Origin of the sequence: Flavobacterium sp., from assembly GCF_043722275.1 — a bacterium.
Classification (GTDB): domain Bacteria; phylum Bacteroidota; class Bacteroidia; order Flavobacteriales; family Flavobacteriaceae; genus Flavobacterium.
Window position 1 is genome coordinate 61,383 of sequence record NZ_JAYSPC010000043.1, and the last position, 23,716, is coordinate 85,098.

General features: G+C 33.6%; 17 protein-coding genes. 7 read left to right on the top strand and 10 right to left on the bottom strand.

Translation table 11 applies throughout. From position 1 onward, the window contains the following. Positions 1–20 precede the first annotated feature (20 nt). The 4 genes from rplU to ACHZDT_RS05695 all read left to right on the top strand — a co-directional run bounded on the left by rplU (position 21) and on the right by ACHZDT_RS05695 (position 2,921). Positions 21–464, top strand: coding sequence for a 50S ribosomal protein L21 (gene rplU, locus ACHZDT_RS05680; protein ID WP_394773669.1), 444 nt, complete (start codon positions 21–23; stop codon positions 462–464). Positions 465–488: 24 nt separating this feature from the next. Further along, on the top strand, positions 489–749 hold the full coding sequence (gene rpmA / locus ACHZDT_RS05685; RefSeq protein WP_035685981.1) for a 50S ribosomal protein L27: 261 nt from the start codon (positions 489–491) through the stop codon (positions 747–749). 211 nt (positions 750–960) lie between these two features. After that, on the top strand, positions 961–1,545 hold the full coding sequence (locus ACHZDT_RS05690) for a hypothetical protein (protein WP_394773670.1): 585 nt from the start codon (positions 961–963) through the stop codon (positions 1,543–1,545). Positions 1,546–1,634: 89 nt separating this feature from the next. After that, positions 1,635–2,921, top strand: a complete 1,287-nt coding sequence (locus tag ACHZDT_RS05695) for a hypothetical protein (RefSeq protein WP_394773671.1) — start codon at positions 1,635–1,637, stop codon at positions 2,919–2,921. A gap of 217 nt (positions 2,922–3,138) precedes the next feature. On the opposite strand, the gene ACHZDT_RS05700 is transcribed toward ACHZDT_RS05695, so the two are convergent. Together ACHZDT_RS05700 and ACHZDT_RS05705 are read right to left on the bottom strand one after the other, a co-directional pair. Continuing rightward, the gene (locus ACHZDT_RS05700; RefSeq protein WP_394773672.1) at positions 3,139–5,895 is read right to left on the bottom strand and encodes an AsmA-like C-terminal region-containing protein; all 2,757 of its coding nucleotides are present in this window, start codon (positions 5,893–5,895) and stop codon (positions 3,139–3,141) included. 48 nt (positions 5,896–5,943) lie between these two features. After that, positions 5,944–6,525 carry a tRNA-(ms[2]io[6]A)-hydroxylase gene (locus ACHZDT_RS05705; RefSeq protein ID WP_213295077.1) on the bottom strand — a complete coding sequence of 194 codons (582 nt, stop codon included), beginning with the start codon at positions 6,523–6,525 and terminating at the stop codon, positions 5,944–5,946. Positions 6,526–6,638: 113 nt separating this feature from the next. Here ACHZDT_RS05705 and ACHZDT_RS05710 point away from each other — a divergent pair, with 113 nt between their 5' ends. Continuing rightward, positions 6,639–7,883, top strand: a complete 1,245-nt coding sequence (locus ACHZDT_RS05710; RefSeq protein ID WP_394773673.1) for a glycosyltransferase — start codon at positions 6,639–6,641, stop codon at positions 7,881–7,883. Here the strand turns inward: ACHZDT_RS05710 and ACHZDT_RS05715 are convergent. From ACHZDT_RS05715 to porU, 8 genes are all read right to left on the bottom strand, one after another. Next, positions 7,880–8,758: a helix-turn-helix domain-containing protein gene (locus tag ACHZDT_RS05715; protein WP_394773674.1), complete on the bottom strand. Its 879-nt coding sequence runs from the start codon at positions 8,756–8,758 to the stop codon at positions 7,880–7,882. The two genes, ACHZDT_RS05710 and ACHZDT_RS05715, sit on opposite strands and share 4 nt — an antisense overlap. 78 nt (positions 8,759–8,836) lie before the next feature. Further along, positions 8,837–9,388, bottom strand: a complete 552-nt coding sequence (locus ACHZDT_RS05720; RefSeq protein WP_394773675.1) for a carboxymuconolactone decarboxylase family protein — start codon at positions 9,386–9,388, stop codon at positions 8,837–8,839. Between the two features lie 566 nt (positions 9,389–9,954). Beyond that, on the bottom strand, positions 9,955–11,802 hold the full coding sequence (locus ACHZDT_RS05725) for a leukotriene A4 hydrolase C-terminal domain-containing protein (RefSeq protein WP_394773676.1): 1,848 nt from the start codon (positions 11,800–11,802) through the stop codon (positions 9,955–9,957). Between the two features lie 133 nt (positions 11,803–11,935). Further along, positions 11,936–13,591: a 2-oxo acid dehydrogenase subunit E2 gene (locus tag ACHZDT_RS05730; protein ID WP_394773677.1), complete on the bottom strand. Its 1,656-nt coding sequence runs from the start codon at positions 13,589–13,591 to the stop codon at positions 11,936–11,938. A gap of 7 nt (positions 13,592–13,598) precedes the next feature. After that, the gene (gene pdhA / locus ACHZDT_RS05735) at positions 13,599–14,597 is read right to left on the bottom strand and encodes a pyruvate dehydrogenase (acetyl-transferring) E1 component subunit alpha (RefSeq protein WP_394773678.1); all 999 of its coding nucleotides are present in this window, start codon (positions 14,595–14,597) and stop codon (positions 13,599–13,601) included. Positions 14,598–14,755: 158 nt separating this feature from the next. Continuing rightward, positions 14,756–15,238 carry a cytidine deaminase gene (cdd, locus tag ACHZDT_RS05740; protein WP_213295105.1) on the bottom strand — a complete coding sequence of 161 codons (483 nt, stop codon included), beginning with the start codon at positions 15,236–15,238 and terminating at the stop codon, positions 14,756–14,758. Between the two features lie 77 nt (positions 15,239–15,315). After that, positions 15,316–16,521 carry a type IX secretion system outer membrane channel protein PorV gene (gene porV / locus ACHZDT_RS05745; protein WP_394773679.1) on the bottom strand — a complete coding sequence of 402 codons (1,206 nt, stop codon included), beginning with the start codon at positions 16,519–16,521 and terminating at the stop codon, positions 15,316–15,318. Between the two features lie 43 nt (positions 16,522–16,564). Then, positions 16,565–20,401, bottom strand: coding sequence for a type IX secretion system sortase PorU (gene porU / locus ACHZDT_RS05750; RefSeq protein ID WP_394773680.1), 3,837 nt, complete (start codon positions 20,399–20,401; stop codon positions 16,565–16,567). Positions 20,402–20,614: 213 nt separating this feature from the next. Here porU and gldJ point away from each other — a divergent pair, with 213 nt between their 5' ends. Then, positions 20,615–22,300, top strand: a complete 1,686-nt coding sequence (gldJ, locus tag ACHZDT_RS05755; RefSeq protein WP_394773681.1) for a gliding motility lipoprotein GldJ — start codon at positions 20,615–20,617, stop codon at positions 22,298–22,300. A 106-nt stretch (positions 22,301–22,406) separates the two neighbouring features. Then, a complete protein-coding gene (gene murF / locus ACHZDT_RS05760) occupies positions 22,407–23,693 on the top strand; it encodes a UDP-N-acetylmuramoyl-tripeptide--D-alanyl-D-alanine ligase (RefSeq protein ID WP_394773682.1) in 1,287 nt (428 codons plus the stop codon). Positions 23,694–23,716: the final 23 nt, after the last annotated feature.

Genomic DNA, 23,716 nt, shown 5'->3' on the forward strand with positions numbered 1-23,716 from the left:
AATCAATAAATCAATTTGGTATGTATGCAATCGTAGAGATAGCAGGGCAACAATTCAAAGTAAGCAAAGACTTAAAGGTTTATGTTAACCGTTTGACTAATGAAGAAGGTTCAAAAATTTCTTTTGACAAAGTTCTTTTATTAGATGATAATGGCAGCATTACTTTAGGCGCCCCAGCTATAGAAGGTGCTTCAGTAGAAGCTAAAGTGTTACAACACTTAAAAGGAGATAAAGTTATCGTTTTCAAGAAGAAAAGAAGAAAAGGATACAAAAAGAGAAATGGTCACAGACAATATCTTACTCAAATTGTAATTGAAGGTATTACTGCAACTGGAGGAACTAAAAAAGCAGCAGCTAAAAAAGCAGTTGTAGCAGAAGAAGCTCCGGCTACTGAAGTTGAAGAGGCTCCAAAAGCAAAAAAAGCAGCAGCTCCAAAAGCAAAAAAAGAAGCTACTAAAGAATAATAACAATATTTAAACTCATACGTCATGGCTCACAAGAAAGGTGTCGGTAGTTCGAAGAATGGTAGAGAATCAGAATCAAAACGTTTAGGCGTTAAGATTTTTGGAGGTCAAGCTGCTATTGCTGGGAACATCATCGTTAGACAAAGAGGTTCAAAACATAATCCAGGTGAAAATGTTTACATTAGTAAAGATCACACACTACACGCAAGAGTAGCTGGAGTTGTTAAGTTCCAAAAGAAAAGAGATAACAAATCTTATGTATCTATCCTTCCATTCGAAGCATAATCATTAGACTACTTATTACAAAACCCGTTCTGAAAAGAGCGGGTTTTTTGTTTTTAAATCATTTTTAAAATAATTGTTCTTGTAATAAAATAAACCTGACATAAGTGTAACGTTTTGAATATTAATGCAACATATGTTAAATAGAATTAGCAATCAGTTTAAAAATTGATAACGATAATTTATTTCAGTTAATTATTTAAATTAGATTTTTATGAACGAAAAATTATTTTTTAAAGCCCAGCTGTATTTTACGGCAATTATAACGATTGCTATATTTACGTTGTTATCGTGGAATTATTTTCATGAAGGTGTACCAAGTCATCATATATTAAATGATAAAAGTCTGCCTGAAATTTCTAATTGGTGGGGAGCTCTTTTGCTTCCTTCGTTATCCTCGTTTCTATTTTATACTTTGAAAAAAAGAGTTGTAATCAAAGATGAAAATCAAAACATTCATCGATTCCCGATAAATATAGTTTACGCATTTATTTCTGCTTTGATTCTTGGAATACTTCTTTCTGTATTTTTTACTTTAGGGTATGAAAATTTTCCAGCATATATACTTTTGATAATACTTGTTTCAGGATTGTTTTTTCCTATTTACAGAGCGGAGTATTTTCTTGGATTTGTTATTGGTATGACTTTTACATTTGGCGCTGTTCTTCCAACGGTAGTTGGATTTATATTAGTATTAATTGGCGCTTTCTTGTATTTAGGCATTCGTCCGTTAATTTTATATATTGTATCAAGATTTTTGTTTAGAGTGGTTTCACGAGATCAGAAAACAATTAAGTAAGATTTTATACCTGATTGCATTAAAATATTTATCATATTATTTATTGGGCTTATTATTTGTATTTTTGGTTAGATAAATCTACCCCAATTTTGAAAAAAATAGTTTTCCTTTTATTTCTTTTCTGTACAAGCCTGTTTGCAAAAGAAATTCATTCTACTGAACAAATCGTATCACTAAACGATAATCAAAAAAAGATTTTATATGAATTTGCTATTCTGCAAAAGAATGGTTCTGAGGCTAATATATATTGGCAACAGCATAAAAATCAATTTCCTGCTATTAATGATACAGTAAGAAATCAACTTGCGAATGAAATTTATGTTAATTCAAATATTTTATACAGTCCTGTAAAAAATTCTGCGGTTCATTTATGGATGCAGACTCAATCCCTAACAAACTGGATGTTATATCTGGCTGCATTTATTGCAATATGCTCTGTAATTGGGTTATTGCGCAATTATTGGGGTTTGCTTATAGGGATATTGATAAGGCAATTTGCTCCAATATTCAGACTTATGTTTTCTGCAATTTTATTGACTTATGAATTATTATTCATAGGTATTGCTTGTGTTATTTTTGGCTGTTATATAGAAGAAATGACATTGAGAACCGTAGTGATTCATACCGGTTTGTTTTTGTTATGGAGTCAGTCAACGGCTATTTTTACCCGAAAATATTTAGTACAGAAATATATTTTTGAAATAAAGAATAATTTCTGGAGTAAAAATAATTGGGAAACTGTGAAAACAATTTGTCTTCCGGCTATAATTGTTACTGTGGCTCTTTTATATGTTTTGTATAAAATTCCAGCTGATACATTGTACAATTATGAGATTGTTGTATCGGCTATGGCGGTTATTTGTGCTTTACCGTTTTGGCGCACTTTAGAGAAATATATTTCACCAATTCTGATTCCTTTCAAAGATACTTCTATCGAAAGAAGTATTCTCTCCCTCGCTGCTTGTGTTATTATAGCTTTAATAATTGATGGCTTTTTAATAACGCAGCATAATCCGCTTTTTTCTTATGTGATAATTGCTTTGACCAGTATGTTGATTATTTCCTTTCTACTTTTATCGCTTAAAGATAACTTTAGATATAATTTTAAGAATTACTATTATTTGCAATTTATTGCAATTGCTTTTCTTTCGTTCACTTTGTTTTATAGCTTTTATATTCATTCCGCCGAATTGATTTGGGCATCATTAATTGGAACGAGTATCTATATTATTATCAAATATTGGGAGATTCCAACATTTTTTATTAGCTGGAAAAGAAACAGAACATCGACATGGGGATTTTTAGGAATGGCGGTTTTATTGTGGTTATTGGCAAAAGGGATTTTGTATGTTTCGCAAATGTTGTATCTGGTTTAAGATATTTTCTATTATTTGTATTATTCGCGTATGCTATGTCATTTCGACCGAAAGGAGAAATTACACTTGTTATGCACACAAGGCGAGGACGCACTGTGTTGAATATTGGATGCGATTTCTCCTTCGTCGAAATGACACAGAAAGCGTCTTTTGAGAGTGGGAATTTGAACCCGAACGATAGCGAACAGGCGAAGCAATTTAAAAAACTGAAAATTTACTATTCAGAATCTTTAGTTTCTTCAAGGTCTTCAGTTTTTCTTCCTAGTTTTACTTTAGGATTATTCTGGGTTCCTGTAACGGTCAACGGAATCCCGAATATACCAAGAGGAGGTAAGCCTAAACGCATTTTTAAGTTCAGTTTTCCGTCTAAACTTGTTGTGCCTTCAATTCTTGGTCTGAAGCCTGCAAATTTGAATTTAAAGCGTTCTACCGTCATGATATTGTTTTTAATGGTAGTTCTAATATCAACTTTGGAAAGATCCGGATTTTTCATTGATTCAGAATTTGTTTGTTTGCTTACAGCATTAAACATTTTCAATCCTCTCATTTTTACATCCTTTATAGAAAGTGTTCCGCCACCAACTAGCGATGGATAAACAGGATCCATGTTTCCGTTTAATCTGCCTTTTAATTGATAATCTACAGAAACAATTCCTTGGGCTTTTTCAGCAGCGCTTGCCATTTTTCTGAAAACTTCAATTTCATTATATGCTTTTTTAATATCAAAATCAGAAGCCTTAAGGTTAAAATCAAAATTTGCTTTTTGCGGAGTTACTGCCTGATAATTTGCATTCATGCCAACTTTACAGCCAATTAAATTAAATCCGGTATTTTGCATGCTCAATTTACCTTTGTTCATACTTAAACTTCCGGTTGCATTTTGAAGATTCAATTTGTCAAAATTTACTTTTTGGGCATTTGCCATAAATTGCAAATTCAAATTGGTCGGAATTATAATAACTCCAGATTGTTTAGCTTCGGTTTTAGGAGCAGGATTTTCTGTTTTTGTTTCTGTTACTGAAGTATTTGCCGGCGTACTCGACATGAATTCATCAACATTAATATATCGGGATGAAACTGTAAAAGAACCTTTTAAAATACCAGTTTTTGTAGTTACATAATTAAAAACGTTTTGCAAATATCCATTCATTTTAAAATCTGATTCGCCATAAGCGGCTAAAAAGTTATTGAACGACATTTTATCCTGATTGATTTTAAAAATCCCTTCTTTAATTATGAATTTCTTCGGAAGATATTCTGATGCTATTCCAATATTTCTTAATTCAAGAGTTCCTTTGTTATACAGTTTGCTGTAATTTCCTTTTTCGGCATCGCTTTGTTTGCCTTTTAAAACTAAATCAGCTTTTACAAAACCATCTAAATTAAGTCCTTTTTGAGAGAAGACTTTATAGATTTTCTTTACATCAAGTTCGCCTTTTGCTTTGATATCATAAGTCAAATCATTGAAATTGCTAAGATCAGCTGTTACAAAAACAGGTTTTCCTTCAAAAGTAAATTGAGTTGGTTTCAGGCTCACTTTCAAATCATCAAAAGTTCCTTTTTGGTTGACAATCTTAGATTTGATTGTAATATTTGTGATAGGATTTGGATAATAGGGTGTTTTTAAATAACCGTTTTCTAAATCTAAAACCCCATTTGTTACAGGGAAAAGCTTGTTTTTCTGATCAAATTTTCCGTTTGCTTTTACATCTCCCGCAAGACTTCCTTTTAATACAATATCAGGAATTCCCAAGGCTTTAATTAATTTTTCAAGATCAATTTTAGCTTTAAAATCGGCATTGATTTCTGGTGTATTTATACCTTTTACATAGAATTTAGATTTTAAATAATCTTTGTTGATGTTTAATGAAACATTTTGAGCATCAACAATTACAAGATCCGGATTTAACGATGGAACTTTTGTTTTAATATCCAGATTTAAGTTTGAAACCGGAAAAGCGCTTTTGTTATAATTGACAAATCCGCTATCTATTTTTACATCAAGATTAATATCCGGCGCAATGTTTTGGGAAGCAATGTAATCACCTTTTAAAGTAAAAAGTAAGTTTGTATTTCCCTTTAATTCAGTTTTAGAAAGCCATGTAATATATTTTGGAGGGAAAGCAGTAAAAACATCATACAAATCACTATTGTCAGATTTAATGACAAAATCCATATTATAACCATCTTTCAGGAAGTCGAATTTTCCTTTAAAATCGACCAAAAGCTGATTGATTTTAAGGTTATTCTGCTGAAAATAGAAAGACAAAGAGTTGACGTTTACTTTAGTAATTAAATCAGCATCAATTTTTTTATTCATTAAATAAGGTTCGCCGTCATAAACAATATTTAATTTTTCGATTTTAGCTTTCGAATACAAATCAAAAACGGCTTTGTTTAAATCTCCTTTTCCTAAATAATCAAATCCAAAAGCATCAAAATGAACTTTTGTAGATAAATCGTCGTAAATTATTTTACTGTTTATAATCTCAATTCGTTCCAGTTTTAAAGCAGTTTCTGAGCTGTCTTTTGTGGTTGATGCTTGCGATGATGATTTGTAAACATTGTAATTTGCTTCTCCTTTTGCGTTTACTTTTACATTTATAAAAGAGTCAGATAAATAAATCTGATCAATTTTTACTTCTTTACTAAAAATTAAACTCGCAACGTTGATTCCAAAGGATACTTCTTTTGCGGTGATGAATTTTTCGTTTTTATAAGGAGCTGATCCGTTTAAACTTAAATCATTTAAAGTTAAAGTTAGCGAAGGAAAGTGATGGAAAAAGGAAACCGAAACATCGGAGTAATTCAATTCTGCGCTTAGTTTTTCATTCGCTGTTTTTTTAATCTGCTCCTTAATTTTATCGGCAAAAACAATAGGAGTCAAAAACAATAATCCCATAATAACGACAAAAGTTATCCCTAGATATTTAGCCGTTTTTATTAAAATGGACTTCGTTTTATTTGTTGACATAACCAATTTTGGTATTTATAATAATGTGAAAATAGAATTTAAGGGAAATTATCCGTGAACAGTTTCGCTTTTACCATAATTGGTAATGATCGAACCTTCATATTCAATCCATTCTTTCCAGCGTTTGTCAATATCTATATTGTCTGTGTATTTTCGTGCGAATCCTAAAAATGTAGTGTAATGTCCGGCTTCAGAAATCATTAAGTCACGGTAGAATTTAGCTAATTCTTCGTCTTTGATATTTTCTGAAAGTACTTTAAAACGCTCACAACTTCTTGCTTCGATCATTGCCGAAAATAATAAACGATCACAAAGCGCATCTTTTCGACTTCCGTCTTTTTTCATGAATTTAAAAAGCTCATTTACATAATGGTCTTTTCTTTCACGTCCTAAAGTCAATCCTCTTTTTTTGATAATGTCGTGAACCATTTGCAAATGCTCTAATTCTTCTCTGGCAATTATAAGCATTTCGGTCACTAACTCTTCTAATTCAGAGTTGTAAGTAACTAAACTAATGGCATTTGAAGCTGCTTTTTGTTCACACCAGGCGTGATCTGTCAAGATTTCTTCAATATTTGACTCTACTATATTTACCCAACGTGGATCTGTAGCTAATTTTAATCCTAACATAATTTTATAGAAAAAAGTTAACTGCAAAATTAGTGTTTTTTATCACCGAAAGTCAGGAAATATGGTGCAAATCCGCGTAAAATAGTATTATTTTGTAACTTGAAACAAATCAAATGAATCAGATAAAAAAACTTTTAATCATAGGCTTTGTCTGGCCTGAACCAAATTCATCAGCGGCGGGCGGAAGAATGATGCAATTGATTTCTATTTTTAGAGAAAATGGATTTGAAATTACATTTGCAAGCCCGGCTTTAGACAGTGATTTTATGGTTGATTTATCTCAATTTGAAGTGAAGAAAATATCAATTGAACTGAATAATTCCAGTTTTGATGATTTTATAATTGAGCTGAATCCTGATGTTGTTTTGTTTGATCGTTTTATGATCGAAGAACAATTTGGCTGGCGCGTTTCAGAGAATTCCCCAAAAGCAATCAGGTTATTAGATACCGAAGATTTGCATTGTTTGAGAACGGCAAGACAAAAAGCATTTAAGGAAAACAGAAGTTTTGAATTAAATGATTTATTATCTGAAGAAGTTGCAAAGCGGGAAGTTGCCAGTATTTTAAGATGTGATTTGTCGTTTATTATTTCTCAATTTGAAATGAAAATTCTAAATGATGTTTTAAAAATCGATTCGAGTTTATTGCATTATTTGCCATTTCTGGTTGATGAAATGAGTGAAAATGATTTGGTAAAATTGCCTTCTTTTGAAGAAAGGAAAAATTTTGTTTTCATCGGAAATTTTCTTCATGAACCCAATTGGAACACGGTTCAATATTTAAAAGAAACGATTTGGCCTTTGATTAAAAAGCAATTTCCAGATGCAGTTTTAGAAGTTTATGGTGCTTATCCGTCACAAAAAGTATTGCAGTTGCATCAGCCTAAAAATGGTTTTTTTATTATGGGAAGAGCCGCAAATGCTAACGAAATTGTTAAAAACTCACGGGTTGTTCTGGCGCCAATTCGTTTTGGAGCCGGATTAAAAGGAAAATTATTAGAAGCCATGCAATGCGGAACGCCAAGTATAACCACAACAATTGGTTCTGAAGCGATGCACGAAAATTTACCGTGGAATGGTTTTATTACTGATGATATTCAGGAATTTGCAACAAAAGCAATTTCTTTATATCAGGATAAAAATCTCTGGAAAGAATCTCAAAAAAACGGAATTACAATTGTAAATAAATGTTTTCAAAAGAGTAAATATTCAGATGCATTAATCGAAAGAATTAATTCATTACTGAATGATTCCGAAAATCATCGTCTGCATAATTTTATGGGAAGTTTGCTTCAACATCATACTTTAAAAAGTACTAAATACATGGCAAAATGGATTGAAGCTAAAAATAAAAATTAAGCTTCCATTTTTCCAAATCCTACGGTTTCACGATATAATTGTGGTGAAACATCGGCATTGGTTTTAAAAAATCTACTGAAATAATGTTCGTCATCATAACCTAATTCATAAGCGATTTCTTTAACCGTTTTGTTGGTCATGTATAATTCTCTTTTGGCTTCAATTATAATTCTTTCCGAAATTAAATCGGTTAAGGTTTTATTGAAGTAATTTTTAGATAATTTGGCTAAGGCTTTCGCCGAAATATTGAGCATTTCTGCATAATGTCCAGCAGAATGTTTGATTTTAAAATTAAGTTCAATCGCGTCTTTCAGATCTTGAAGAATAAAAGGTTCCTTGGAATTTGGAACTGATTTCATTTCTTCTAATTGCTGATTTTTTAGCCTTGAAGCGGTAATTAAAAATATCTTTAAATAAGAAATTAATAGCTCGTATTGTGCTAATTCAGCGTTCTGGATTTCGGTTTTCATTTGGTCTAAAACCATTTTAAAAATCAATGCAGCTTCTTCCGGAATTATCGTATAAGGCGGTTGATAGACATTGTTGAATAATACGCCATTGCAGGAAACTTCCTTTTGATGATAATGAATGCAGTAAAAATCTGGGTGAAAATGAATTGCAATTCCTTCAATTGGTTCGTTAACACAAAGCATAAATGGCTGATATGGAGAAAAGGCGAGGAGTGAATTTTTCTCAAATTGATGTTCTGCAAAATCAGCTTTTACTTTGCCTTTTCCTTTGGTTACCCAAATTAAGGAAAAATAATTATTACGCTGCAAATGATCAAAATGACTATTATCCTCAAACGGAAGTAGTTTGAAAGCCAGATTTCCGGTTTGCGGATTAATTAATGTATAGACATTTTGATTGCTCATAATAATGCTGTTTTAAAAAATATAAAGATAGTCACGAATGAATTCACGACTATCTTTATAGCTTGTTTTTTGTTGAAATTAGTTTTGTAATTCTAAACTTGGAACTGCCGGAAAATCAATTTCTGTATTTGCAGTATTGTTGAAATAGTTAGTCAAAACATTTAAAGCTACATGTGCTACAGTTTCTGCAATTTCAGCATCTGAAACTCCTGCGCTTTTAACTGCACTAACATCTGCATCGCTTACTAAACCATTTTTAGAAACTAATGTTTTTGCAAATTGTAAAATAGCTTCGGTTTTTGCATCTGTAGAATTTCCTGTTCTTGCATCGTGTAAAACTTGTGCGTCAGCTTTTAATAATTTTTCTCCAATAAAAGTGTGAGCAGCTACACAATAATCACATGAATTAGTTTCGGAAATTGTTATGGCTAATAATTCACCTGTTTTTGCACTTAATTTTCCGTGGCTTAATGCGCCGCTTAAATTCAAATATCCTTCTAATACTGCCGGAGAATTCCCCATTGTTCTCATCATGTTAGGAATAACTCCTAATTTAGCTTGTACAGCGTTGAATAAATCTTTAGTTTTTCCTGTTGCTTCTTCCGGGTTTAATGCTGTTAATCGTGTCATCTTATTTAATTTTTTATGTTAATTATAGTTGTTGTCTTTTGACACTACAAAGATGCGACGATCATAGATTTTAGAACATGGAGGATTTACGCTATGTGATGGACAATTTTCCCTGAGTTGTTTTTTAGGAGCTAATCCCGCTATCCGTTACAATCTTTTGCTTTTTAAAGAAAAAAGCAAAAGGATTTTCACTTCTATCGGGGCTAGGGCAATCATTTTCATAAGAATATTTTCGTTTTTTTTTTTGTTATTTCGATGCGAGGAGAAATCGCAGTCTTGTCATCCCGAGGAACGAGGGATCTCCGTAAGTGGCTCGTCAATTTAAGAAATGCTTTGTGTTAGTTTCTTGTAGGGATCCCTCGTTCCTCGGGATGACAAGATTGCGTAGTTCCTTTTTGGGCCTGATTTATTCTGTCTGTTCGTTGTTGCTAGGGCCACTTTCGAAAAGACAAATAGGAATAAAAAATCCCCGATTATACTAAATAATCGGGGATTTGTATGTAAAATGCTAACTGTTTACTGAATACTGTAACTGAGTACTGAGACTGTTTTACTGTGACTAAAAACTATTTCAATAAATCTCCAACAGCTTGAACAGTTGTAGCATGATAACCTGATTTTGCTTTATCAAAGATTTTATTTGCCCAAACTTTTCCTTCCGGAGTTTTTGCCATTTCTTTATAAAGCATCATTACTGATCCGGTTCTGCTGGTTGAAATTAAAAATTGTTCAATTGCAGGATATGCAGCTGTATATTTATAACGAATAGAAGGAATAAACCATTGACGCTTGATGATGAAATTACCACCTTTTGTAAAGTTGAATTCTGTGTCCAGAGCTTCCATTTCTTTTGGTGTAATATCAGTGGGAAGATGATCTATAAAATACTGTTTTTCGCTGGTTGTTGTAATTTTTTGACTTAATCCTTTAATTCCTGTTTCTCTCCAGCTTTTTTGGATTTTATCAATTGCATCAAAATCTACAGAATTTACCGGAGTTATGTTCGATGGTATCCCCGGTTTGTAGATCCAGTCTTCTAACTTTATTTTATCAGCAAGAGTTTTATCTCCTTTGATAAGATTTTTATTGATATATTTTACAAAATTTTCGGTTGTGATCGATTTAAATGCGTGTGCATCAAAATAGCTTTTAATGAAAATATCAAATTTTTCACGTCCAACTGCATTTTCAATTACTCTTAAAAAAGCATATCCTTTTACATACGGAATCATGCTGATTCCGTCATCAGGATTTCTTCCTGTTAATGATACCTTTAGTCGAGTATCAGGACTTGTATCTCCTAATTCGGCTACATTATCTGTTAATTCTTTACGTGTAATCACGTTTTGCATTTCAAATTCTTTTTTGCCAAAAATTGCTTCGCCAATTCTGTGTTCTACATAAGTAGTGAAACCTTCGTTTAACCAGATATCATCCCAGGTTGCATTGGTTACTAAATTTCCGCTCCAGCTATGTCCTAATTCGTGTGCCAATAAACTCGTTAAAGAACGATCTCCTGCGATAACGCCTGGAGTCAGGAAAGTTAAATTAGGATTTTCCATTCCGCCATAAGGGAAACTTGGAGGTAAAACCAATACATCATAACGTCCCCAACGATAAGGTCCGTAAAGTTTTTCGGCAGCGCCAACCATTTTTCCTAATTCAGCAAATTCCCATGCTGCTTTTTTTATTAAAGATGGTTCTGCATAAACACCTGTTCTGTTATCAATGGCTTGAAATTCAATATCTCCAACGGCAATTGCCATTAAATATGACGGAATCGCTTTGTCTTGTTTGAATGTGTAAACTCCGGTATCATTTTTCTTTTGAGGATTTACAGCGCTCATTACAGCTAATAAATCTTTAGGAACGGTAACTTTTGCATTATATGTAAAACGAATTGCCGGTGAATCCTGACACGGAATCCATGTACGGGACCAGATACTTTCGCCTTGAGAAAATAAGAATGGTTTCTTTTTATCAGCAGTTTGTTGTGGTGTTAACCACTGTAATGCAACAGCATCTTTGGTAGTTTTATAATAAATATTGACCTTAGTTGTATTTGGTTCAATAGTTATATGAAGTGGCTTTCCGTGAAATTCAACTGCTGCACCTAGTTCAAATTTGGTTTCTTTTTCTTCGTCTCCTAAAGTTACTTTAGTGATTTCAAGTGTATTTTCGTCAAAGATAATTTCGTTTCCTTTGCTGATATTGTCAATTTGCCAGGAAGCTTTTCCTGTGATAGTTTGCGTATCAAAATCGACTTTGATGTCAAGATCTAAATGTTTTACGACAGCTAAATCTGCTTTAGAAAAAGTGTGTTCATCTGCAACAGCTGCGGGTTTCTCGGTCTGATCTTTCTTCTGACAGGCAATTGCTGTTAGAAATAAAGTCACAAGGATTAGTTTTTTCATTTTATGAATATTGAATTAGTGGAGGAAAATTAAACAAAAAATCCCGTTTTGAATAAACAAAACGGGATTTAATTATAAAAATAAACTTCTTAGCTTAGGCTGCCTTTCGACTTCGCTCAGGCTGACATGAAAATTATGCCAACATTGTAACCGGGCTTTCGATGTATTGTTTTAATGTTTGTAAAAATTGAGCGCCAGTTGCACCGTCAATTGTTCTGTGGTCACACGCTAATGATAGCATCATTGTGTTTCCTACTACAATCTGACCGTTTTTAACTACTGGTTTCTCAACAATTGCACCTACAGAAAGGATGGCAGAGTTTGGTTGGTTGATAATTGAATTAAATTCAGTGATACCAAACATTCCAAGGTTAGATACTGTAAAAGTACTTCCTTCCATTTCTTGTGGTCCAAGTTTTTTGTTTTTTGCTCTTCCTGCAAGATCTCTTACCGAAGCTCCAATTTGAGATAAACTCATAGCATCTGTAAATTTCAATACAGGAACTACTAATCCGTCTTCAACAGCAACAGCAACACCAATGTTAACGTGGTGGTTGATGATGATAACATCTTCTTTCCACTGAGAATTAATTTTTGGATGTTTTTTCAATGCTAAAGCACAAGCTTTAATTACCATATCGTTAAAAGATACTTTTGTATCAGGAACGCTATTGATTGTCGCTCTTGCAGCCATTGCGTCATCCATGCTTACTTCGATCACTAAGTTGTAGTGAGGAGCTGTAAACAATGATTCAGCAAGACGTTTTGCGATAATTTTACGCATTTGAGAGTTTTTGATCTCTTCAGAGAAAACTTCTCCGGCAGGAACAAATACTTTTGGTGCAGCAGGAGCAGCGTCAGCTTTTGGAGCTTCGGCAGCAGTTGTTGTTGCAGGTTTTGCTTGCGCAGATGGAGTAAAGTTTTCAATATCACTTTTTACAATACGTCCGTTTTCTCCGGAACCTTTAACCTGAGTTAATTGGATTCCTTTGTCAGAAGCAATTTTTTTCGCTAATGGCGAAGCTAAAATTCTTCCTCCGTTTGAAGAAGTATCAGCTACAGCTTCACTTGCTTTTTCAGCAGCAGGAGCAGTTTTTGTTTCTTCAGTTGCTGAAGCACTTGCAGTTGTAGTTCCTCCGGCAGTATAATTATCAGCAATTCCAGAAATGTCAGTTCCTGCTGGCCCAATGATAGCTAATAAACTATCAACAGGAGCAGTATTTCCTTCTTGAATTCCTATGTATAATAATGTTCCTTCATTGAAAGACTCAAACTCCATTGTAGCTTTGTCAGTTTCAATTTCGGCTAAAATATCACCTTCTGCAACAGCATCACCTACTTTTTTTAACCAGGTTGCTACTGTTCCTTCCGTCATTGTATCGCTCAAACGTGGCATAGTTACAACTATAACACCTTTAGGAAGCCCCCCAGCCCCCGAAGGGGGAGCAGGAGAAGCTGTTTCGGTTGTTGTGTTTTTTTCTTCAACTACAGGAGTTGCTTCCCCTTCGGGGGTTAGGGGGCTTTCGCCTAAAAGAGCAGAAATATCTTCTCCTTCGTTACCAATGATGGCTAATAATGAATCAACCGGAGCAGTTTCTCCTTCTTGAATTCCTATGTGTAAAAGAGTTCCTTCGTTGAAAGACTCAAATTCCATTGTTGCTTTATCTGTTTCAATTTCAGCAAGGATATCACCTTCGCTAATTTTGTCGCCTACTTTTTTTAACCAAGTCGCTACCGTTCCTTCCGTCATAGTATCGCTCAAACGAGGCATTGTTACTTTTATCGCCATAATAATGTTATAGTTTATGAGGTGTAAATGGATAGTCTTCTTGTGCGTATACTACATCATATAATTGTTGTAATTCAGGATATGGAGATTCTTCAGCGAATTTCACACATTCTTCAACCAAATCTTTAACTTTTTGGTCAATTGCTTCAATTTCTTCTTCTGTAGCATATTTTTGATCCTTAATTACATCTAAAACCTGAGTAATCGGGTCAATTTTTTTGTATTCTTCTACCTCTTCTTTAGAACGGTATAATTGCGCATCAGACATTGAGTGTCCTCTGTAACGGTACGTTTTCATTTCAAGGAAAGTTGGTCCGTCTCCGCGACGTGCTCTGTCAATTGCTTCAGTCATAGCTTCGGCAACTTTTACAGGATTCATTCCGTCAACAGGTCCGCAAGGCATTTCATATCCTAAACCAAGTTTCCAGATATCAGTGTGATTTGCAGTTCTTTCTACAGAAGTTCCCATTGCATAACCGTTGTTTTCAACGATAAATACAACTGGTAATTTCCATAACATCGCCATGTTGAAAGCTTCGTGTAATGAACCTTGTCTGGCAGCACCATCACCAAAGTAAGTCATAGTTACTCCGCCAGTTTCAAAATATTTATCAGCAAAAGCTAAACCAGCTCCTACCGGAATTTGTCCACCTACGATTCCGTGTCCGCCATAAAAACGGTGTTCTTTAGAGAAAATGTGCATAGAACCTCCCATACCTTTAGAAGTTCCTGTTACTTTTCCTAATAGTTCAGCCATTACTCGTCTTGGATCAACGCCCATACCAATTGGTTGTACGTGGTTTCTGTAAGCAGTAATCATTTTATCTTTAGTCAGGTCCATAGCGTGCAAGGCACCCGCTAATACAGCTTCCTGTCCATTATATAAGTGTAGAAAACCTCTAACTTTTTGTTGAATGTATAATGCTGCAAGTTTGTCTTCAAACTTTCTCCAAAGTAGCATGTCTTCGTACCACTTTAAATATACTTCTTTTGTAACTTCTTTCATCTGAATTCTTTCTTTTGCTAAAGTTTGTTTGTGTTATCAATTGTTGCCTATAACGCAAAATAGTTTCCTCCCACAAATTTGCGCCCGAAAGGTCGGGATGCAAAAATAAGACATTCCTATTAAGAAGTAAAATTTAAAAGGTACTTTTTGGCTTTTTTTTACAAGAACTTTTTATCAAACATAAAAGGAAGCAAATTTTTCAGGGATGCTGATTTGTAAACTTCACCTATTTCGCCCATAAAAAAGATTTCGATAGGGGTTTCCTGTTTGATTTCATATTCTGCAATAGATTGACGGCAAGAACCACAAGGCGGAATTGGTGCTGTGGTTTGATTTGTATCTGAAGCTGCTGTAATAGCCATTTTCAAAATTTTGGCTTCGGGATAAATGCTTCCGGCGTGAAAAATAGCAACGCGTTCTGCGCATAATCCTGACGGATAAGCAGCATTTTCCTGATTTGATCCTAAAACAATTTTTCCGTTATCTAATAATAATGCTGCTCCAACTCTAAATTGAGAATATGGTGCGTATGCGTTTTTGCGAACTTCAACTGCCTGATTCATTAAGTCCTGAATGTCCTGAGAAAGTTCTTGTAGTGTATCGTAAGTTGTAAATGTTGACGTAATGCTTATTTCTTTCATTCTTTTTATGGGAAAAAAAATCCAAATTCCTATAGAAATAGAAATTTGGATTGTATTGTTTTGTTATTTGATTTTGTTTAGTAAACTTCGTATTTGTCGCCAAAGTTAAAGGTTAAAGAAAAACGAAGGGTATTTTCTAACGGATTTTTAACTTTTGATGTTGAAAATAAATAGGAAACATCCACTTTTACGATGTTATATTTAAATCCTGCTCCTAAAGAGAAAAATTGTCGTGCTCCTTTTTCAGGGCTTTCGTGAAAATATCCTGCTCTTAAAGCAAAAGCATCCTGATACATATATTCAGCAGCTGCACTATAAGTGATTTCTTTTAATTCTTCGCTGAAACCGCCCGGTGCATCTCCAAAAGATTTGAAAATTCCCGAAACCCAACCAATGCTGTTGTAATTTTTATAGTTTGTAGAATTTGCCTGTTCTTGCGAAATATCTCCTACATCAGTATAATCACCATCTCCATTAGCATCAACCGGAGTTCCTGGTCCCGGAGGAGTTGGTACTAAAAGTTTAGAGAATTCAACACTAAGCGCTACTTTATTATAGTCGTCTAAAATGAAATCAAAACCTCCGCCTAATCTAAGATTTGCAGGTAAAAAGTTTGAACTTAAATCATCATTGTCATAACTTATTTTTGGACCAAGGTTTTGCATGTTGAAACCACCTCTCCATCTTCCATTAAAGTCTGAATATGCAATTTCTTCTGATTGGTAAAAACCTGCAATATCTACTGCAAAAGTACTCGCAGCCGAAGCATCAACATCTTCTGAAGCAATTTTTAAATTTGAACGAATATATCTCGCAGCAACTGCCATCGAGAATTTCTCGCTTAACTTTAGAGAATATGATCCGTCGAAAGCAAATTCATTTGGTGATACAATTCTTGCAGCTTCATTAGGATCTCCTGTTGTACGCAATTCGATATCTCCAAAACCAAAATAACGAAAAGTTCCTGCAAAGGCACTTCGATCATTAATTTTGTTGTAATACGTAACCTGACCAAGTGAAATATCATTGGCTAAATCTGTTAAATAAGGAGTGTAGCTGATTGAAAATCCTTGCTTATCTACTGAAAAAGCATATTTTGCGGGATTCCATTGTTGTGAGAATGCATCGGCTGATGTTGCGACACCCTGATCAGCTAAACCTGCTGCTCTGGCATCTGCTGCAACTAATAAAAATGGGACTCCTGTCGTAATTGGCCGACTTTCCTGAGCCTGTACTTTAAAAAGAATAAAAGAACAAATTAAAAGTAGTGATATTTTTTTCATTTATGGAACTTAAATAGTTTTGGTGATACAAATATATATATTATTATAATATTACAAGCTTTTCATATTTTTCTGCCTTTTTATTTGTCAAATTAGATCTGACCGTAAGTTTATAAATATAAACTCCTTTTCCTATTCTGTCCCCAAAATCATCTTTTCCGTCCCAGGTAATTTCTCTTGACAGAAACCCTTCGGTAGTAATGACCTGATTTTTTGTCCAGACAACTTTTCCTGTAATGGTCATTACCTGAACCTGAACATCTAACGGTTCATATGGTCGATTGTGCGAAAACCAAAATTGTGTATAAGTCGAGAAAGGATTTGGGTAATTAAGAACGTGTGTTAATGTCAGCGATTCATCTCCAACAACTATAAATTGTATTTCACTGGTTACAGGATTATTATAAACGTCCCAAGCCGTAAAACTTATTGTGTGCATTCCGGGAGCTAAATTTCTTAAAGGGAAACGTAAATTTCCGTTAGTATAATCGTCTAATTTTGTCTGATAATAATCATTTAAAACATAAGGATTTCTAACGTCTCCGTCAAGTATAGCAACAATGTCATGCCCGATTCCGCTTGCTGTATTGATCCCGTTTTCATCTTCAAGAAACGCTAATAAAAATGGCGATTCGTTTGTAATTCCACCAGATACAAAAGTTTCATCGTTCATATATAACTTAACTTTCGGACTTATATTGTCCTGAGGTGCATTTTCATTTATTCCGCCTATTTTAATGTTTGTATTGTAACCGGATTGATTTTCAAAAAGTTGATTTTTTTTAGAATAAAAACTAATTCGTCCATAATCAACAGGAACGCGAATGTCTCTTGGAACAACAAAACTAAACTCAAATTGACCATTTGTTACTGAAGCATTTCCTCTAAAAATAGTTTCCCCTAAAATTTTGAATGACATTGCAGGACTATATCCATCATTATTTAAGGTTGTGGTAGTAATTAATTTGTCAAAAATTGCTGTCGCTAATTCTCCATTATAATTGCTTAAAAGAGTATTATTCTCATCGGTAATTTCGCCCGTAATTTTAATTTTTGCTAAAGATTTAAAATCCGGTATAGCCTGAGCAATTGCAATATCATTTACTTTTGTTAAATTAATTCGCGGTTTCGGAATTGCTAACATTAAGGCAGGATCTCCTAAATAAAAAATAACATTACTCGCAGAACTTGGATTTTCGTTTTTAGAAATCCGAAGTGCTTCGGCAATAGTTGTATATTGGTTTGAACCAAATGAAAGCAGGTTTTTGCTAAGGCTGTCATTAAAATCCTCCGCATTAAATTGTCCGATGGCGCGAATTGTGGTCAACATTGAAATTGCACCGCCTTTTGGGTTCCAGAAAGTATATTCACCTGCCGTTGGTCTTGTTGGGTCATCAAAACGGGAAAATTCACAGGTAATAGTAATAAATAAAGGATATTTATATTGATTATTAAGATTTTGACCATCTGATTTTTCCCAGATTCTTTCGCCTGCCAAGCCATCTTCACCGCCGTGTCCTAAATAATTGAATATTAAAGCGCCTTTTTCAAATGCATTAAACAAATCAGTTCTTGCTTTAGGATATCTTGATCCTCCCGCAGAAGCTTCCTGCGTATAGGAATCCATTATAATTTTATCAATATTGAAAAAAGGTTTTTGTGCCGATATATTATCTGCCAGATTGTTTTGGTAGGTTTGTAAAGTTGCATCTGAAGCTTTATCAGAATCATCACTTACCATCACAATATTATTTCGCCAGTTTCCGTATGATTTAGTATCATGATATTCCAATACTTTATTGACCATTTCGGCAGCTTGCGCGTTATCTGAAACTAACATTCTCCCTACGGCGATATCAATTCCTCCATAAGGAAAAACCACAACTCCTTCGTTTGAATCCATTAATCCGTAAAAATCATCAGATGCAAATGAAGCTTCTCCCGTTGTATTGCTAATTACAGATTGATATATAGGTACAATATTATTGTTATTCGTAATTCGGTTTTTGTAATCAAATGAAGCGTCACCAAATAAATTCAGGTATTTTATTCTTTTATCAGATGATGAAGCATTGTCATAAATATATTTAATGCAATTTCGAATGGCAGCAATATCCTGCTTTCCTGAAGAGAATTCCTGATAGATATTTTCTAATGAAATTACTTTTACATTAAGATTAGAATATGTTCTGTGAAAATTTGCCAGTTTTTCGGCTTGAGCAACTAAAATTTTAGGAGTTACAATTATATAATCAATATCCTGAAAGCTGTTTTGACTATTTTTAAAAAGAGTTCCTTTTAAGTTTTGATTGGCGATTTTTGATTGGCTTTCCTTTAAAGGAGTAAAATAATCGTTCGCATCAATTGCAATATATTTTCTAATTTCTCCTAACGAAGCTTTAAAACTAAAACTGCTTTGATTGCTGTTTTCTATTTTTGATACATTATATAGGTCGGTAATATCCCAAATTTGAGATATTCCTGGAGCGTTGCCAATGGTATAATTTACAATTCCTGCTGTTGAACCGGCTAAATTGTATTGAAATTTAAATTGTTTACCGGTGCCTAAAAGTTTTCTTTTAGCAATTAAATTAATGTAATCCAGATATCCTTTTGATCCCGGAACACCATTATTATTATAGGTAAGTTTAATTTTTATGTTTTCGGCTCCGGTAAATGAACTGTTTGCTGCAAGTTTTCTATCGTAGAATTTTTCATCGGAACTTGTTGACAATGTCTGAAAATTGATAGTGCCAATGTTTTGCCCGTTTGCAGCAACTGCGAATGAGGTAGGGGTAAAGGCGGCAGAAGCTGCGTTTAATTCTATTTTTACAGGAATTGACGTGTCAATGTTAGGGAAATTAAATTCAAATTCCTGTTCCTGCGTGATATCGAATGATTCTCCATACCATTGGCGTCCTAAATGCGCAATGTTAGTTTTGTCAACTTCGTGAAATTGATAGTCGTCAAAAGTGGTTAGGTCTAAAGTGCTGTTTCCGGAAGGCTGATTGATATTTGAAATTCTTTTTCCTTCATTGCCCACAACCGTTATATAATAATATGATTTTGTGTCGTATAAATTAAGATTGGTCTGACTTTCAGTACTCCAGTTTTCAACTCCTTCACCATAAAAAAGGATATAATCTTCGTTATTAAATATCCCGTCGCTTTCTCCAACAATCTGAATGGCGTTTTCGGCTAAATCTTCAGGATAATAAGTATTGTTTGCTAAAGGAAGCATTTTCCCACCGTTTCCATAAATCTTAATTCTTCTGGGATCTGTTTTAGAAGGATCAAATCCCAAACTTTGTAAAAAAGACTTTGAAATTTTATATACACCGGATTTTTCGACGTAAAAACGATACCAATCTCCTGATGCTAGAACAGAATTTGAAACCAAATTAGATTTTTGAAAAGAAGATGAACTATTATTTTGTGAGGTTGAAATAGTTGTTGAGTACGAAAATGATCGTATTCTTTTAAAGCTATTTCCTTCCTTTATTATAGGTGATAAATACAGAAAAACTTGCCTTTTATCTCTTGAATAAGTCGTTTTTAACGTTTCATTTGGCATTTCCGGAATGTTCTCAAGCGATAAATCTCCTAATTCAGTACTTGAAACAGCTTCGTAAATCACATTGGTAATTTGAACAGAATTATTGTTTGAAAAGCCGGATTCGTTAAGGTTAAGGAGCAAGGTTATGCTTTTTTTTGTAGTATCGTATCTAAAACCGCTTCCTAAAAAATAGGGGATTTTTATTTTGGAGGTTCCGAAACTCATCTCTTTTTTATTTTGCCAATCTATTGTGAAGTCCCTGTTTACCTGCGAAAACGAGATAAATGGGATTAAAAAAAGATATAAGATTATGACTTGTTTCATCAGTTGAAAAAACGGTTTTAAATTAAAATTATTTTAGTAAGTAAAAATATAGTATTTCATGTTATAGTAAATAATAAAAAGTATATTTTTGCGTTCGTAACTATAGGTTATTTTCTGGTAAAAAACAGCTAAATAAAATTATTAGAACAGATGTTGCTAATTAAATGTTAATTATTATATTGCAGCACCTAAATTTATCACCTAAGAATGAGTATGAAAGTAAACAAAATTGTAGTCTTGCAATTAATGATGTCAATGGTATTGATGTTAGGCACGGCTAGTTGTAGCAAAAAGTCGAGTTCCAGCAATGCTTCCAGAGCCACTGGTTGGGATGTAGATAGTCAGAATGGAACTGCTTCTAGAAATGCAGGAAAAAAACAACAGGCTGGTCCTGGTTTAGTTTTTGTTGAAGGAGGTACATTTACTATGGGTAAAGTACAAGATGATGTTATGCACGATTGGAATAACACAGCTACCCAACAACACGTTCAATCATTCTATATGGATGAAACCGAAGTTACAAATGGTATGTACTTAGAATACCTGGAGTGGTTGAAAAAGGTTTTTCCTCCAACAGAAGAAAATTACAAAAACATATACGAAGGAGCATCTCCGGATACCTTAGTATGGAGAAATCGTTTAGGTTACAACGAAACGATGACTAATAACTACTTAAGACACCCATCTTATGCTAACTATCCCGTAGTTGGTGTTAACTGGATTCAGGCAGTTGAATTTAGTAAATGGAGAACTGACCGTGTGAACGAAGCAGTTTTAGAGAAAAACGGGTACATTAAAAAAGGTGCAAAAACACAAGATGTTAGCGCTGAAAGTTTGTTTAATACAGAAGCTTACGTTGCCTCTCCAAGTACTACCTACGGTGGTAACGAAGAAATTGTATTGAAGAAAAACCCTAATGGAAAAAGACCAAAAGCAGGAAAAGACGGTGTAGTTCCGGAAGAAAAGAATGTGTATGCACAACGTTCTTCAGGAGTTATCTTGCCAGAATACAGACTTCCTACTGAAGCAGAATGGGAATATGCTGCCGCAGCTGATGTTGGACAAAGAGAATACAATATATATAAAGGACAAAAGAAATATCCTTGGTCCGGAGATTATACACGTTCATCTAAACGTAAAAACAAAGGAGATCAATTGGCTAACTTTAAACAAGGAAACGGTGATTACGGTGGAATTGCAGGTTGGTCTGATGATGGTGCAGATATTACAAATGCTGTAAAAAGCTATGCTGCCAATGATTTTGGATTATACGATATGGCTGGAAACGTAGCTGAATGGGTTGCCGATGTTTACAGACCTATTATTGATAATGAAGCAAATGATTTCAACTACTTTAGAGGAAATCAATATGCCAAAAACAAAATTGGTAAAGATGGTAAAGTTGAAATTATCACTAAAGATAATATTCAATACAAAACCTTAAGTAACGGTAAAAAAGTTGCTACAAGCTTACCAGGTGAAATCGCTCAGGTTCCAGTTGATGAAAATGAAACTTACTTGAGACAAAATTTCAGTACAAGTGACAATATCAACTATAGAGATGGTGATAAACAATCATCTAAATATTTTGACTTTGGAGATCCTGAAGGTGGATCAAAAACTGATCAGTCAATGTACAACTCTCCTAAACACAATGTAACAACAGACAGTTTAGGTCAAATGGTTAGAAAATATGACAACTCTAGTAAACGTACAACGTTTATCGATGATAACGTAAGAGTTTACAAAGGTGGTTCTTGGAGAGATAGAGCATATTGGTTAGATCCGGCTCAAAGAAGATATTTTCCTCAAGATATGGCAACAGATTATATAGGATTTAGATGTGCAATGTCTAGAGTAGGTGCTAAAGCTGAAAAAAGAAAATCGCCTAGAAACTAAGTTTTAATAAAATCAATAAAAAAATTCCAAACTCCATACTGAATATTCAGCTTTTGGAATTTGGAATTTTTTTTGTTGTCTTTTTAATTTTAAATAAATTTTATAAATGAATATTCAGGACATTCATAACTTATTTTTGCAATGTAAATCAGTTTCGATAGATACAAGAAAGATCGAAACAGATTCAATGTTTTTTGCTATTAAAGGAGAAAATTTCGATGCAAATACTTTTGCAGCAAAAGCACTTGAATTAGGCGCTTTATTTGTTGTAATTGATAATGCCTCTTTTGCTATTGACGAAAGAACCATTCTGGTTGAAAACAGTTTAGAAACGTTGCAGGAATTAGCAAAATTTCATCGTGCTTATTTAAAATTACCAATAATTGCACTAACAGGAAGCAACGGTAAAACAACAACTAAAGAACTTATTAATGTTGTTATTTCTAAAAAGTACAAAACTAAAGCCACAGTTGGAAATTTAAACAACCATATTGGAGTTCCGTTAACCTTATTGTCTTTTTCAAAAGAAACGGAAATAGGGATTGTAGAAATGGGTGCAAATCATAAAAAAGAAATTGAATTTTTATGCGAAATCGCGCAGCCTGATTATGGTTATATTACCAATTTTGGCAAAGCACATTTAGAAGGTTTTGGCGGTGTAGAAGGAGTTATTGAAGGCAAAAGCGAGATGTATCAATATCTTGCTAAAAATGATAAAGTAACTTTTGTAAATCTTGAAGATCCTATACAAATTGAAAAATCTAAAGGAATTAAGTCCTTTACTTTTGGTGTAAATAATAATGCGGCTGATATAAATATCAAAGACATAAAGGCGAATCCTTTTGTTGCAATACAATATGATAATTTTAACGTAGAGTCAAATTTGATTGGTCTTTACAACGCAAATAATATAAATGCTGCCGTTGCAATTGGGCATTATTTCAAAGTGAATGAAGAGGATATAAAACATGCAATTGAAAATTATATACCGGAAAATAACAGATCGCAATTATTAAGAATCGATTCTAATCAAATTATTCTTGATGCTTACAATGCAAATCCAAGTAGCATGGCAGTTGCTATTACCAATTTCCTGCAATTGGAAAACCTAAATAAAGTGATGATTTTAGGAGATATGTTTGAGCTTGGAAATGAAAGTCATCAGGAACATAAGCTAATTGTTGAATCTTTATCAGATCAGGACAAATCAGTATGTTACTTAATAGGGAAGTATTTTTATGAAAATAAAGTTGATAAAGACAATATTAAGTTTTTTGAGACGTTTGATGATTTTGTAGCATTTATTAAAACAATCAGCTTTAAAGAAAATACAATTCTAATAAAAGGTTCCAGGGGAATGGCATTAGAAAGAACATTAGAATATATTAAATAATAAAAAATCCATTCACTTTTTGC

Excerpts from the sequence above, each read along its gene's own strand:
- rplU (WP_394773669.1), top strand. The coding sequence starts at position 21 with ATGTATGCAATCGTAGAGATAGCAGGGCAACAATTCAAAGTAAGCAAA.
- rpmA (WP_035685981.1), top strand. The coding sequence starts at position 489 with ATGGCTCACAAGAAAGGTGTCGGTAGTTCGAAGAATGGTAGAGAATCA.
- ACHZDT_RS05690 (WP_394773670.1), top strand. The coding sequence starts at position 961 with ATGAACGAAAAATTATTTTTTAAAGCCCAGCTGTATTTTACGGCAATT.
- ACHZDT_RS05700 (WP_394773672.1), bottom strand. The coding sequence starts at position 5,895 with ATGTCAACAAATAAAACGAAGTCCATTTTAATAAAAACGGCTAAATAT.
- ACHZDT_RS05705 (WP_213295077.1), bottom strand. The coding sequence starts at position 6,525 with ATGTTAGGATTAAAATTAGCTACAGATCCACGTTGGGTAAATATAGTA.
- ACHZDT_RS05710 (WP_394773673.1), top strand. The coding sequence starts at position 6,639 with ATGAATCAGATAAAAAAACTTTTAATCATAGGCTTTGTCTGGCCTGAA.
- ACHZDT_RS05715 (WP_394773674.1), bottom strand. The coding sequence starts at position 8,758 with ATGAGCAATCAAAATGTCTATACATTAATTAATCCGCAAACCGGAAAT.
- ACHZDT_RS05720 (WP_394773675.1), bottom strand. The coding sequence starts at position 9,388 with ATGACACGATTAACAGCATTAAACCCGGAAGAAGCAACAGGAAAAACT.
- ACHZDT_RS05725 (WP_394773676.1), bottom strand. The coding sequence starts at position 11,802 with ATGAAAAAACTAATCCTTGTGACTTTATTTCTAACAGCAATTGCCTGT.
- ACHZDT_RS05730 (WP_394773677.1), bottom strand. The coding sequence starts at position 13,591 with ATGGCGATAAAAGTAACAATGCCTCGTTTGAGCGATACTATGACGGAA.
- pdhA (WP_394773678.1), bottom strand. The coding sequence starts at position 14,597 with ATGAAAGAAGTTACAAAAGAAGTATATTTAAAGTGGTACGAAGACATG.
- cdd (WP_213295105.1), bottom strand. The coding sequence starts at position 15,238 with ATGAAAGAAATAAGCATTACGTCAACATTTACAACTTACGATACACTA.
- porV (WP_394773679.1), bottom strand. The coding sequence starts at position 16,521 with ATGAAAAAAATATCACTACTTTTAATTTGTTCTTTTATTCTTTTTAAA.
- porU (WP_394773680.1), bottom strand. The coding sequence starts at position 20,401 with ATGAAACAAGTCATAATCTTATATCTTTTTTTAATCCCATTTATCTCG.
- gldJ (WP_394773681.1), top strand. The coding sequence starts at position 20,615 with ATGAAAGTAAACAAAATTGTAGTCTTGCAATTAATGATGTCAATGGTA.
- murF (WP_394773682.1), top strand. The coding sequence starts at position 22,407 with ATGAATATTCAGGACATTCATAACTTATTTTTGCAATGTAAATCAGTT.